Here is a 12752-nt window from a genome sequence, read left to right as displayed (position 1 = left end):
TAACAAACAGGCGCCTGCTGCTGAGAAAAAAACTCCATCACTGCTGAATGGAAAGAGGGCAGCAGGCCGGCTGTTGTTCACCATCAAACCTTAACCACAGTTTTGTTCATAGTAAGAGTATTATTGTTTCAATTTTACAATTAATGCCCCCGGCTTTGTTTCAGAACGCATATACAGATAAAACCAAAAGGCCGATAATCCAATGGAAATATTCCAAAGACTATGCGGCTGAAAAAAACTTTCCGGGTTGCATATAATTTTATATTTATCAAACTCAAACAAAATAACAGCCGCTATAACTGCAATAATGGTGAAAACAAGATAATTGGTACCGGGCTTATGTTTCTCAACTATAACGGTGATAATAGCTGATATCAAAAACAGCAAAACGAGTAATATGGCTACCATCTGTTCCTTGCCCTTTGGCGTTAGCAAAGCCAGCCCAAGATTAGCACCGGAAAAAATCAATAAAAACAGGATTTCTGATTTTCGCCTTTCTGAAATTGACAATGTTTTCTTTTTCAAAAGCGACCATTGATATAAAAAAAACATAAAAGGGAAGAGCGAAAAAGAAAATACTGCGGAGTAATCAAGTGTATGAGCTATTCCGATAAGAGAAGCATGATAAAAAGTACTGGCAACAAAAACATACAGCAACACAATTGAAAAAAGAAGACAGAAAATATTGCTTTCAGATAAATGTCCTTTGGTATTGGCATGTCTGCTCTTCCATAGACCACTTAAAATTATGACGGCGGTAAGCAGATAAACTATGTTACTGAAAGTATTGACTGGCTGACGAACCGGGCTGTTTATATGCACCTGTTCGCAAAATGATGCAGGCACCTTCTTGTCCATAATGAAGCTGTTCCAAAAGCCCTGTAAATCCGAAGTGTGATTGAGCCACCAGATTGAGAAACCAAAAAGTACCGTAACGCAAACTAATTTTACAATTGTTTTCCATCCCGGAATTATATCCGGTATCAGTCTCAATTTAACTTCAGCATCATATTTTTGCGCAGGCTCTAACATACGTTGTAGTAAATAATTTCTTATCGGCACTAATAAAAGCAATACAATTAATTTATATCATGGCAGGTGGATAGCCTGCCATGATATTTTACGGATTAATGTTGATGGTCATGCCCATCTGCTGCAGGCTTGGCCTTTGCGGTCAGGTCAAACGATGCCGATGCGGTTTTTCCTCCTGTTGTAAATGTTACAATGGCCTTGTTGTACTTTTTAGCTTTGTCCAGTGTGTACATAAAGCCTTCATTACCGTTTGGAATTAATGTAATGGTTGAAGTTTGTCCGTCGGCCGTTTGAATAACCGCCGTTCCTGTTACACCTGTATTCTTCATCGCTTTTTCTTTCCCATCCAGTAAATAGGCCATCACCATACCATCTTTTACACTTACTTCAATATGAAAATCACCGGCAGACTTAACTGTTCCACCATGTGGTGAACCATGTTTATGGTCGCCGCCGCTATGCTGAGCAAATGTTGTAAAAGCTGCAATCAGCATTACTATCATCAGAATTGTTATTTTTTTCATTGTTTTAAATTTTATTGTTAGAAAATAAATTGAATATTAATGCTTCTCATGTTCATCCTTCTTCATATCCATGCCTTTCATATTATCGGCATTACCTTCCGCTACATTCATTACAAAGTCACTGGTGTAAACTTTCCCTTTACTCTGGAATTGTATCCAGCCACGATATACACCCGGCTTATCAAATGTTGTATGCAAATCAAATTTGCCGCCTTCCACACTTGGATGAACATGCAAATACTTTTTATCAGCAAGGCTTACCACTACCATGTGGGCTTTTGCGCCGAGGTAATCTTCCAAAGTGTTTACATCTACCTCTTTACCATTCAGCATCATTACACCGTTAATATGCATAGCCATGTTGGTTAAAAATTTACCGCCTTCAGGAGTAAGTGAAACTGAGAACCCATCACCTGCTGTACCGGTTAATTTATCTGCCCCATAAACTTTTGCTGCTGGCACTGTACCTGCTACAGTTACATTCAGATAATCAACTGTATGATTGGCACCGCTTGGCTTATAGTCAGCAAACAAAGTGTATTTGCCAGCGGTTGGAAATTTCTCCTTTACCGTATAAGAACCATCTGCATTCAGCTCAGGATGTATGTGGTCAAACCAGCTAAGGTCATCGCTAACCACAATGAGGTGTATCTTTTTAGTATGTTCAACATCTAAGGGCACCTGCTCTGTAGGTTTATCTTTTAATTTGGGGGTCATTGATAAAGTAACCTCTTCATTAGCATTTGGTGATGAAGGGGCAGAAGTAAACTGCATACTAACATTACTTGGACCACCGGCATTGTCATTATGCTCCAGTTTCATTCCGCATTTTGGGCAGGTATCACCTTCTTTGCCCGTTACTTCCGGGTGCATGGGACAGGCATAAATATGGTCGCCGCCTTCATGCGCCATTGCTATTTTTGTTGAATCTGTTGTGGATGCCTTTTTATCGCCGCTGTTATTACATGCTGCAAAAACTGCAACTGTTCCGATAGCGAAAATTGCAATGGTAATTTTTAATACTTGTTTCATTTGTTTTATTTAATTGATTAGTTAATTATGAGTATGGCCGTTATGATTGCCTGATGAATTTTTTGCCTGTACCTTAGCCAGGTTCATGTTGCACTTAGGACATTTCCCTGCTTTATCGTAAGTTTTATCTCCTTCACATTTCATAGGGCATTGGTAAATGGCGGTAACCGGTTTTGATACAGCTTTCAAATTCATATTGCATTTAGGGCATTTACCTGCCTTGTCATAAGTTTTATCTCCCTCACATTTCATGGGGCATTGGTAAACAACTGTATCTGCAGTTGGTGCTTTACTTTTTGTTTTTGTTGATTGTGCATTTACAGCAGTAAAACAAAAAACCGCTATTGCCATTGAAAGGATGATTCTGATTTGTTTCATTTTTTTTCTTTTTATAGTTTGAGATTTATTTTGCTTTTCTGAATGAAGAGTGTGTCTGCACAATTTTCCACCCTTCTTTTGTTTTTCTTAAAACTGAAGTGGCTACTCCCTGGCTTTTTATTTCTTTGGCATCCTTTGCAAGAATGATGGTGTAGATATAGGTCTCAGTTGAAAAGGCATATTCCCCTGCAACTGTTACATCCACTTTGTAATTACTGAAGGCGAATGATTTAAATTCTTTCAGTTCGGGGCCTAAGTGATGTTCCAGGTAATGGCCGATTGTGCCCTCGTCGCTTGCCTGTTCATACACTTTGGAATCTTTTACGAATAGATTCACTACACCAGTAGTGTCTAATTTTTCAATTGCTTTTTTGTAATTGTCAAGCACTGACTTTACAGCTTCTTTGTCGCTGTTTTGTGCAAAGGTTGCGGTGGCAGTTACCAGCAACAGGCACATCATTAATAACTTTCTCATGTTTGTTTATTTTAATTATTGGTTTAGATACATCATTTTCATCTGATACACATTGGCCGTAACTATCCGTTCACCATCTTCTGCACCTTTGCTGATGACGGTGAACTTATCATTACTCTGGCCTTTTACAATAAAGCTGATGCTGTATTGCTCGGCTTTATCTTTTACAAAAACAGCAGGTTTACCATTTACATCTGTAATGGCATCATTGGGCAATACTACTTGCCGAATGATGTTAGTTCCTGTCATTCGTACATTTACATTTTCACCGATTTTAAACTGGCTTTTAGGATTGATGATTTCAAACACTACTTTCTGAGATTGGTTACCTGTATTTACTGATTGGGCAGCATTAATCATTTTTAGTTTGTAAACCAGTGTATCTGTATTTGAAATAGTGGTAAATCCAGTGGCGGATTTTAATTTTTCAGCATCTGCTGCAAATACCTGTGCTTCTACAAAAACCTGGTCAAGGTTGGTTATTTCAAAAAGGGTCTCGCCGCTATTTACCACTGCACCGATAGCATAATTAAAAGTGCCGACAATGCCGCTAACAGGAGAAGTGAGAGTTATGGCTTTTGTACTGCCTGTATTTCTACCGGTATTTGCATCAAAAAGTGCTTTATTTTTCTTTGCACTTTCATAACGGGCTTTAGCTTCGGTAATATCTTTTTTTGCTGCAATGTCTGCTATCCCCAGCAACCTGTCATATTGTGCTTTGGCGGCTTCATACTCGGCATTTACACTATTACTTTGCGAAATAATACTGATTTGCGTTCCGGCATCTACCTGTTGTTCTATAACAGCTACCACCTGTCCTTTACCAACCCGCTGGCCTGGAGTTACCCTTAGAGAAACAATTTTGCCTGCCTGGGGTGATTGTATAACAGCCCGGCCTTGCGGGGCGGCAATTACAGTTCCTAATAAAAGTGATGATTCATTAAAATCACCTGTCCCTATCTTTTGTGTTTGAATATTAAAAAGAAACTGCGTTTCTTTTTCAACAATAAATGTTGTTGAACCGCCACCGCTTTTTGAAGCACCAGCTTCATCGTGTCCATCATGTGCCGATACGGTATTATATGTAGCCGTTGGTAAAAGGCAGAAAAGAATAATGGCTGCTGTAATCATTTTCCTGCTGCGGCTTTTGTTTACAAAAAACATAACTAATAAGCCAAGCAATAGACCTATCAATCCAAAAAACCAATTGCTGCTGTACCAATTAGAGTGTGGTGTACTTTCTGTAGCCGGTGGGGCCAATTCTTTTCCTGCTTCAACATTGTTTAACTGGATTAGGTCAATACCAGCATAACTATTGATATTGACTACAAGATTGTAGGCTTTCTTTGCCGGAAATGTGGTTTTTAATTCAAATACGCCTTTATCAATCCGTACAACAGCAATCTTTATATTGGGATTATCGGCTACCGTTACTTCCAGTTTGGCACTGTCAATAGGGTTATTTGTATTGTATTCGCTTAAGTACAACCGAAGAGATGTTTCCTTGCCAGGTACTATAGGTTTGTACTTTAGCAGCACTTCATAGATTTCCGAAGTGGCTTCGGAAGAAAAGTAACTTGCAGGTGAGATACTTGTTTTTTTGGCATCGCCGTGGTCTTCGCCGCCGTGTGCAAATACAAGTATTGGTAATAACCCTAATAAAAATTGAATGATTAATCGTTTCATAACTGACCCATTAAATATTTGTGATTGATAACACTGAGATTGTAATTTCTTACTGCTTCAAGATATTTTTGATAAACATTGTAAGCATCATTGCTGTTTCTTAATAAACTGATATAATCAATTTCGCCACTTACAAAAAAGCGTTGTGAAGTAGTAATGACTTCCTGTGCTTTTCGTAAACCAGTTTGCTGATAATATTGAACAGACTGCCAGTTGGTTTGCATTTCACTATTGGCACTTATAACCTGTGCAGATAAATCTTGCTGTAAACCCTGTTGCTTACTTTGAATAACCTCCTGCTCTGTTTTAGCTGCATTGATTTTACTTTTATACTGTCCGAACCATAGCGGGATAGTTACACCAACCCTGAAGCGGTTCAACCATTTTGTGGTTCTTTCGCCCTGGTTGAAATAGCCAAAAGCCAATCCGGGCAACGCTTTGCTTTTTTGCAATAAAATATTTTGTTTGGCTACATTCTCCTGTTGTTGTAATAGCTGTACAGCAGGATTAGAAAGTAACGTTGTGGAATCAGGGGCATATAAAAATTGAGGTTGTGATTGCGTAACAACCAACGGCTCTACCGAAATTGAATCTTTAATGCCTGTGAACCATTGTAATTGCGACTTTAAAGATGCGGCTCTTATAAGCGATTGCTGGTATTGATTATGAATTTCTCCATATTGCGTTTCAGCAAAAGTTTGTTGCAGATAATCAATTTGCCCGGCTTTAAACTGGCGAATGGCTGACAGTTTTATTTTTTCATACAGTGTGTCCTGTATATACAATTGTGAGGTAAGCGAATCGGCGTACTGTATTTCCAGGTATAAGATTTTAACCCTGTACTTCAGCTCTGCTTCCGTTAACTGCTTTTCTTTTTGAGCCACACCTATTTGCCGCTTTTGCAAACGATACTGATTATTGTACACGGTAGGAAATTCGAATGATTGTGTAATGCTACCGGTATAAAAATTACCTGTCGGGCTTTCCAAAAAGAACTCGGGATTGGGAAGATTGATTGCTGACTTCAGTAACTGCTGCTGCTGTTTTACTTGCAGTGATGCGGCCTGAATATTCTTATTATTAGCTAACGCCTTGGCCACAGCCTCGTTTTCAGTAAGCACCTGCTGGGCTGTTGACTGTAAACTAATAAATCCGGTAAGAAAAACTATGATACTATATCTGAACATAAAAATTGATTACGGTAAAACAAATAGCCTCAAATTGCAGAACGCAAAATGAAGTTGGATGAAGCAAAAAGCTTCACCAGTTTTACAGTAATCAAATCTGGAAACGCTGAATCGCTATGCGTATGTCAGGTGGTGGTGGGGGATAGAAAAAACGGGCCTTGTAGTCAACAGGAAAATTTTTGAGAGCCGTTGATAAATCAATATCAAAATAAGTGCTCAGGATTGCCACAAATACAGGTACATTGATACCAGTATTTACTGAAACATTTTTATCTAAATTTTGAAACTCCTGTACTTTATTGGTACAGCATCCGCTATCGTCTTTTGTAAGTAAGTTGCTGCCATCAACAGGAGTTTGTTTTGCCGGCTCACTGTCATGTTGGTGATTAATACCATCCTCATGAGCATGAGGAGTTACTTCTGACGGCTCTTTTTCATGTACATGCTTTTTTCCATCATCGTGAACATGCACTTCCGCAGGCTCTTTTGTTTCGTTATGATGTGGGGAATTAAAACCCATATCTACACCTATTGCACAGGCAAAACCTACTGCTGTATTTGTTGCAAATACAACCAGCAGGAACAGTGCTTTAAGTTTTATGGATAAATTCCGGTTCATTTAATATTTGTAAAGTAAGGCTATTTTATTGAGAAATAATCCCTTAACAGGGCAAAGATATGGTAGAATGGTTTAGCGAATTTGTAAAATTATAGACAATTTTTACAAAATTTTGCTGTCGCCTCCTGCTATCCATACTTGGCTTTTCCGTTGAAAATGTACCATTTGTGCCAGTTAAATGTGTTTTGCCTCTTATTTTCTACCATCTTCAAATCAACTACAAACCACTCAACTGAGTTACTTACTGGCCGGATTATTATCGCTTAATAACACTTGTACAATTTCAATGGTACAGGCAAAACTAAAAATAGGTTGCCTGTCGGGAATATATTTTATAGAAAATCAAACATTTCCGCATTGCATAACTCTATTTCCCTTTTGCATAAGTACCAATTTAAAATGCATCTGCACTTTTGCAACTCAAAAATCACACTTATGAGTAAAAGAGGAATTTTTCTTAGTTTAATGATATTAGTACTAAATGTGGCTGACGCACAGACCAAAAAAGAAAGCAACGATACGCTGCATATAAGAAGCCTGCCCGATGTAACGGTAGTAGGCAGAAACAGCAAAAGTGATTATCAGCAAATGCCGGAAATTGTAGGAACAAATATTTATGCTGGTAAAAAGAATGCTTTGATTGTGCTTGATAATGTACAAGGCAATGTAGTGACAAATAACATGCGTCAGGTACTTGCCAAAGTACCCGGCATTCATATTTGGGAAAGCGACCCCAGCGGAATTCAGATTGGTATTGCAGCCCGTGGGTTAAGCCCCAACAGGAGTTGGGAGTTTAATGTTCGGCAAAATGGGTACGATATTGCTGCGGACCCATTCGGTTATCCCGAAGCATATTATAATCCGCAATTGCAGGCTGTGCAACGGATAGAAATTGTAAGAGGACAAGGTTCTTTACAATATGGGCCACAGTTTGGCGGACTTATTAATTATATTCTTCGCAACGGCAGTGAAATAAATAAACCTTTTGAATTTGAAACGCAGCAAACAGTTGGTAGCAAAGGTTTATTCAACAGTTATAATGCTATTGGTGGAAAGAAAGGCAAGGTTCATTACTATACTTTTTTTGACCATCGTAACGGCGACGGATGGAGAGAAAATAGCCGCTATTTCACTAATGCAGGCTACGGTACTGTAACCTATAACTTCACTACAAAATTTTCATTAACGGCTGAAGTGATGCGTTCACATATCCGCAGCCAGCAGCCCGGCGGCTTAACGGATGCTCAAATAAAACAGGATGCTCAACAAAGTTTCCGAAGCCGTAACTGGTTTGATATAACCTGGACTACCCCAGCATTAATCGCCAATTATAAGATAAATGAAAATACCCGTTGGAATACCAAACTGTTTGGCACCATCGGCGACCGAAACAGTGTTGGGTTTTTACAATCCATCACAACAAAAGACAGTATTAACCCTGCAACACTTAGCTACAATAACAGGGTGGTGAATCTTGACCAATATAGGAACTATGGTTTAGAAAGCCGCTTTATTACTGATTATCATTTTGGTAAAATGAAAAATACTTTATCCGGCGGCATTCGTTTATACACCGGCACTACCACAAGGCAGGCAGATGGGAAGGGAACAACAGGTACAGGTTATGATGTTACTGTTACTGGTAACTATCCCCGTGATATTACTTTTAAGTCCAGTAATGTAGCTGCGTTTGCAGAAAATATTTTTCGTATAAACGACAAGTTTTTGATTATACCCGGTATCAGGTATGAATGGCTTGAAGGCTCATCTTCTGGGCGAAACGGTTATACTTCCGGTGGGGCAGAAATAATCTTACAAAATATTACGAGGGGCAGAAGTTTCGTTCTTGCAGGTATTGGAACGGAGTATCATATCACAAAGGCAACAGAAGTGTATGCTAATATTTCTCAGGCTTATCGTCCAATTCAGTTTGCAAATCTGCAGGCACCGCCTACAACCGATGTAGTTGACCCTGATTTGAAAGATGCCAAAGGGTATAACATTGATTTGGGTTACCGGGGTAAAGTGAAAAATTTTCTCCAGTTTGATGTTAGCGGATTTTATTTGCAATATGATAACCGTGTAGGTACAATTACTGTTAGCGGAACACCATCGTATCGCCTTATTACAAATGTTGGCAGCAGCACCAGCAAAGGATTTGAGGGGTATGTAGAATTTAACCCCATCAGGGCATTTGGAAAAAGCAAACATGCAGATTTAATTATTTTTGGTTCTTATGGATATACTGATGCCAAATACAGTGGCGACCATAAAGATGCAAGTACTAAGGGAAAGAAAGTAGAGAATGCACCAACTAATATTTTCCGGAGTGGTATAACCGGCGGTTACAAAGGATTTTTATTAACAGCCCAGGTAAGCAGTGTGGGAGAAACCTTCAGCGATGCAAATAATACTGTGGCTGCTTCTGCTAACGGAAATACAGGTTTAATTCCGTCTTATACTGTAACTGACTTAACAGCTACCTACAAATTTTCAAAGGGGTTAAATTTTAAAGCAGGGATAAATAATTTATTTGATGAAAGATATTTCACCCGCCGTGCAGGTGGTTATCCGGGGCCGGGTGCTTTGCCGGCAGATGGCAGAACGTTCTTTATATCAATCGGGGCAAAACTCTAAAAGAAAAGCGGCAGATATTAACTGCCGCTTTTTTTATACTGCTTTCGCAATTTTTTCCATAATATGATGGCTCTCTCCAAACTTACACAATGCATCACAATGGCTGCGTAACTCTGAAAACAGGATGTATTTAATTACCACATTGTTTTGTTTAATTGCCGGACGGGAAAGTTGCAGGCATACGTCCTTCTCTCTTTTATCAGGCACAATCAGATAGAACACTTCATCACCATCAGCTATGGTATAACTTAAATCGGTCAGCCGCAGAATACCGGAATAGATACTGGTGCTTTTTTCCACTTCAAAAGCTGCGATAACATTATTAGTTCCTTTCTGAAACCAAAGTACATCTATCAGCTTTACTGTATTTAAGGTGTCTTTTTCTAATTGAATATCTGGGAATTGTTGCAGGCTCATGAATGAAAAGTTGTTACCACAATGTGATTTGGAACGGTCGTTAGAAGCAGCAATTACATCATAGCCCAATGCACTGCCTATTTTTAGCAGATGATATTGCATCTCCGTATGCAGGTTCTCTTCTTCTTTTTCCTGTTGTACACTTTCTTGTCGTTTCTCAATTAGTTTCTCCAATTTCTTTCGTTCAGGCTCGGATAAATATTCATCTGTTCCCAGTATTAATTTTTGAGTTCCGATTTCAAATAACAAACCAGCTATAGCACCTAAATCAGACGATAGTTCTGAACGATGCTGATTATTGGTATCAATCATTACTTCTCTGAGCTTAAGATATTCACTCCAGCTTCCGAGTTTCTTCTTGTCTTTGTATAAAAAGTTAAAGCCGTTAATGATAGCTGTATTAAACGGTGGAAGAATAGTAGGGTGCAAAAAATACAAAATGCTTGCGACTGCAGGCCCAATCCCTTTTATTTTTAAACTATCAAGCCTGATAATTTCTTTAATAATTTGTTCTTCTGATTTTGCATTCAAACAGTTTTCCAAAAATTGGCCGAAAGCCTGTTTGTTACTTTCGTTCTCATAAATATCCGGTATCCTTAGTTTAGGCTTCCAGTAGAAAGGATGGGAAGCTCCTTCAAATATCTGCTTTTGTTCAGTTATGCATGTTAGCACAAATTCTAAAGAAGAACCTTTAAAATCATTCGGAAATTTCTTGTTCTTAATATCATCAACAACCTGCATAACACCTCGGCGGATGGAACGAAAAGCCTTTAGCCGTTCTTCATTATTTATGAACCAGGTGTTGTAAACAGATTGTTTATCTTCTTTGTATTGTCGTATAAGCTGGGTTAAGTTGCCGTTCATATGCTGCTTAAAACAGCAAAATACATTATTTGCACCATTAGTTCACCCTCGTAAGTGTTTTGGCAAATAGCCTCATACCGTGGTAGCGGGTTTTGAAAAGAAAAGAGGCACACAATTATGCCTCTTTCTTTTTTTGATATAATACTGCTTTAACCAAAATCAATTATCGCTTGTTTGCCTTAAGCCAGTTGCTTAGTTCAATAATTTCCTTATTCTGAGCTGTAATAATATTGTTTGCAATTGTTTTTAACTGGGCATTATCGCCATGATGCAGATATGCAGAAGCATCCTGAATGGCAGCCTGGTGATGTAAAATCATTAAGGTGGCATAGTCGTTATCTATATCACCGGTAATAATCTGCACATCAGATTGTTTCGTAGTTTTTTCCATATTATCCATTTGCTCCTGCATAAAATCCATATCCATATTATTTACAGATAAAGACATTCTTATGCTTTTAAGCACAGCAATTTCGGATGTTTGGTCTGTAATAACTTTTTGTGCAAATCTTTTCAGGCTGTCATTTTTCCCGGCCGATACCAATGCCTTCGACATATTCAGTGCGCCTTCATGGTGCATAATCATCATTTCACTAAAATCTACTTCCGGGTCCATCGTCATTGTCATTGATTCCATCCTGTCCATCATAACATGCATGCTGTCCATCATCCTGTTATCATCATGGGCTTGAAGGATAATTCCATCAGCATTTTTTTTACATGCAGTAAACCCAAGCCAAATTGTTATCATAGCGATACCGAAAATTATTTTTTTCATTATTATATTTTTAAATGATATTCCGTTTTTATTATAATTTGAATACAATTCCATTCGGTTTTTTTCCAACCGGAATGTCCTTAACTTTTGCATGTGTGGAAACATTGATAACAGATACGGTATTGGCACCTTGATTGGTTACATATCCGTAAGCCCCATTGAAGGCAATAGCATGAGCATCTGCACCAGTTACAATCTCTCCGTGTTTCATCCATGTATTGCCGCCCATATCAACGTAATAAGCAACTTTGCCATTAGTGGCGTCACTAACCCACAATTCATTTGCTGTAGCATTAAATGCGGCATATCCCGGCTTAAAATTTAGTATTATCGTTCCAAGATTTGCATTTGTAGCAACATCAATTACAGAAATGCTTCGGGAATCTTCATTGTCAACAAACATTTTTCCGCCTGATGCAGGCCATGCGCCAACAGGGTTTGATTCAACATTTATAGTTGCTATTACAGCTTTGGTAGAAGGGTTAATTACAGATACTGTATTACTCATTCCGTTACATACATAAGCTTTCGTTCCGTCAGCACTGAATGTAACTTCAGCAGGTTCATCACCTACAGTAATTGTATTCTTCAGCACATAAGTAGATGCATTATACACTAACACTTTTCCGGCCATATCCATTTGCGATGTCCATATCTCCGTTCCATCTGGAGAAAATACTGCGTTGTGATTCATCACCGGTACTTCTAAATTCTTTTTTAGTACCCCGGTTACAGCGTCCATCACAACCACCATGCCTTTCATGCCGGGCATACCACCGGTATGGCCTGCACTTAAATCCATACCTGGAACTCCAATTGCCAAATGATGGTCGCCACCTGACTGGTGATGATAAATATGATGTGGCCACATAATCATACTGCCACTGCTGTTCATTAAATCAATACTGTCGGTTACAGTATTTGTGCTGAGTTTAATTACTGAAATGGTGCTGCTCTCTCCGTTTACCACATAAGCGGCCGGGTAGTCAATATTCTTTTCTGTCATTGACATGCCCTTGTCTTTTTTGCAGGATGGGATTGCAAAGATTACTGCCGTTACCAATAATATGGCAGCATTGGATTTTAATTGTTTCATTTTCTGGGATTTGTTTTATGATTGTTG

General features: G+C 38.7%; 12 protein-coding genes. 1 reads left to right on the top strand and 11 read right to left on the bottom strand.

The features are described from left to right. Positions 1 to 120 precede the first annotated feature (120 nt). The 8 genes from SEDOR53_RS0109390 to SEDOR53_RS0109355 all read right to left on the bottom strand — a co-directional run bounded on the left by SEDOR53_RS0109390 (position 121) and on the right by SEDOR53_RS0109355 (position 6933). Positions 121 to 1032: a hypothetical protein gene (locus SEDOR53_RS0109390; protein WP_026769496.1), complete on the bottom strand. Its 912-nt coding sequence runs from the start codon at positions 1030 to 1032 to the stop codon at positions 121 to 123. Positions 1033 to 1127: 95 nt separating this feature from the next. Next, positions 1128 to 1556: a hypothetical protein gene (locus SEDOR53_RS17600; protein WP_037360932.1), complete on the bottom strand. Its 429-nt coding sequence runs from the start codon at positions 1554 to 1556 to the stop codon at positions 1128 to 1130. Positions 1557 to 1592: 36 nt separating this feature from the next. Continuing rightward, complete coding sequence (locus SEDOR53_RS17595; protein WP_051416578.1) at positions 1593 to 2588, bottom strand: heavy metal-binding domain-containing protein; 996 nt, start codon at positions 2586 to 2588, stop codon at positions 1593 to 1595. A gap of 21 nt (positions 2589 to 2609) precedes the next feature. Then, complete coding sequence (locus tag SEDOR53_RS0109375; protein ID WP_037360927.1) at positions 2610 to 2966, bottom strand: heavy metal-binding domain-containing protein; 357 nt, start codon at positions 2964 to 2966, stop codon at positions 2610 to 2612. Positions 2967 to 2991: 25 nt separating this feature from the next. After that, positions 2992 to 3441, bottom strand: a complete 450-nt coding sequence (locus SEDOR53_RS0109370; protein ID WP_026769494.1) for a nuclear transport factor 2 family protein — start codon at positions 3439 to 3441, stop codon at positions 2992 to 2994. A gap of 15 nt (positions 3442 to 3456) precedes the next feature. Beyond that, positions 3457 to 5127, bottom strand: coding sequence for an efflux RND transporter periplasmic adaptor subunit (locus tag SEDOR53_RS0109365; protein WP_026769493.1), 1671 nt, complete (start codon positions 5125 to 5127; stop codon positions 3457 to 3459). Continuing rightward, positions 5124 to 6314 carry a TolC family protein gene (locus tag SEDOR53_RS0109360; protein WP_026769492.1) on the bottom strand — a complete coding sequence of 397 codons (1191 nt, stop codon included), beginning with the start codon at positions 6312 to 6314 and terminating at the stop codon, positions 5124 to 5126. The genes SEDOR53_RS0109365 and SEDOR53_RS0109360 overlap by 4 nt, the downstream gene beginning before the upstream one ends. A gap of 91 nt (positions 6315 to 6405) precedes the next feature. Next, the gene (locus tag SEDOR53_RS0109355) at positions 6406 to 6933 is read right to left on the bottom strand and encodes a hypothetical protein (protein WP_026769491.1); all 528 of its coding nucleotides are present in this window, start codon (positions 6931 to 6933) and stop codon (positions 6406 to 6408) included. Between the two features lie 435 nt (positions 6934 to 7368). On the opposite strand from SEDOR53_RS0109355, the gene SEDOR53_RS17590 reads away from it, so the two are divergent. After that, positions 7369 to 9570, top strand: a complete 2202-nt coding sequence (locus SEDOR53_RS17590; RefSeq protein WP_198018865.1) for a TonB-dependent receptor domain-containing protein — start codon at positions 7369 to 7371, stop codon at positions 9568 to 9570. Positions 9571 to 9603: 33 nt separating this feature from the next. Here the strand turns inward: SEDOR53_RS17590 and SEDOR53_RS0109345 are convergent, their stop codons facing one another. From SEDOR53_RS0109345 to SEDOR53_RS0109335, 3 genes are all read right to left on the bottom strand, one after another. Beyond that, on the bottom strand, positions 9604 to 10851 hold the full coding sequence (locus tag SEDOR53_RS0109345; RefSeq protein WP_026769490.1) for a hypothetical protein: 1248 nt from the start codon (positions 10849 to 10851) through the stop codon (positions 9604 to 9606). Positions 10852 to 11014: 163 nt separating this feature from the next. Then, positions 11015 to 11629, bottom strand: coding sequence for a DUF305 domain-containing protein (locus SEDOR53_RS0109340; RefSeq protein ID WP_026769489.1), 615 nt, complete (start codon positions 11627 to 11629; stop codon positions 11015 to 11017). A gap of 31 nt (positions 11630 to 11660) precedes the next feature. Next, positions 11661 to 12725, bottom strand: coding sequence for a YncE family protein (locus SEDOR53_RS0109335; protein ID WP_026769488.1), 1065 nt, complete (start codon positions 12723 to 12725; stop codon positions 11661 to 11663). Between the last annotated feature and the right edge of the window lie 27 nt (positions 12726 to 12752).

It is taken from the genome of Asinibacterium sp. OR53, assembly GCF_000515315.1.
In the GTDB taxonomy this organism is placed as follows: Bacteria; Bacteroidota; Bacteroidia; order Chitinophagales; family Chitinophagaceae; genus Sediminibacterium.
Note: the sequence above shows the minus strand (reverse complement) of the source record. Positions and strands in the feature narration are given on the sequence as shown.

Coding starts and splice junctions, on each gene's coding strand:
- SEDOR53_RS0109390 (WP_026769496.1), bottom strand. CDS start 1,032: ATGTTAGAGCCTGCGCAAAAATATGATGCTGAAGTTAAATTGAGACTG.
- SEDOR53_RS17600 (WP_037360932.1), bottom strand. CDS start 1,556: ATGAAAAAAATAACAATTCTGATGATAGTAATGCTGATTGCAGCTTTT.
- SEDOR53_RS17595 (WP_051416578.1), bottom strand. CDS start 2,588: ATGAAACAAGTATTAAAAATTACCATTGCAATTTTCGCTATCGGAACA.
- SEDOR53_RS0109375 (WP_037360927.1), bottom strand. CDS start 2,966: ATGAAACAAATCAGAATCATCCTTTCAATGGCAATAGCGGTTTTTTGT.
- SEDOR53_RS0109370 (WP_026769494.1), bottom strand. CDS start 3,441: ATGAGAAAGTTATTAATGATGTGCCTGTTGCTGGTAACTGCCACCGCA.
- SEDOR53_RS0109365 (WP_026769493.1), bottom strand. CDS start 5,127: ATGAAACGATTAATCATTCAATTTTTATTAGGGTTATTACCAATACTT.
- SEDOR53_RS0109360 (WP_026769492.1), bottom strand. CDS start 6,314: ATGTTCAGATATAGTATCATAGTTTTTCTTACCGGATTTATTAGTTTA.
- SEDOR53_RS0109355 (WP_026769491.1), bottom strand. CDS start 6,933: ATGAACCGGAATTTATCCATAAAACTTAAAGCACTGTTCCTGCTGGTT.
- SEDOR53_RS17590 (WP_198018865.1), top strand. CDS start 7,369: ATGAGTAAAAGAGGAATTTTTCTTAGTTTAATGATATTAGTACTAAAT.
- SEDOR53_RS0109345 (WP_026769490.1), bottom strand. CDS start 10,851: ATGAACGGCAACTTAACCCAGCTTATACGACAATACAAAGAAGATAAA.
- SEDOR53_RS0109340 (WP_026769489.1), bottom strand. CDS start 11,629: ATGAAAAAAATAATTTTCGGTATCGCTATGATAACAATTTGGCTTGGG.
- SEDOR53_RS0109335 (WP_026769488.1), bottom strand. CDS start 12,725: ATGAAACAATTAAAATCCAATGCTGCCATATTATTGGTAACGGCAGTA.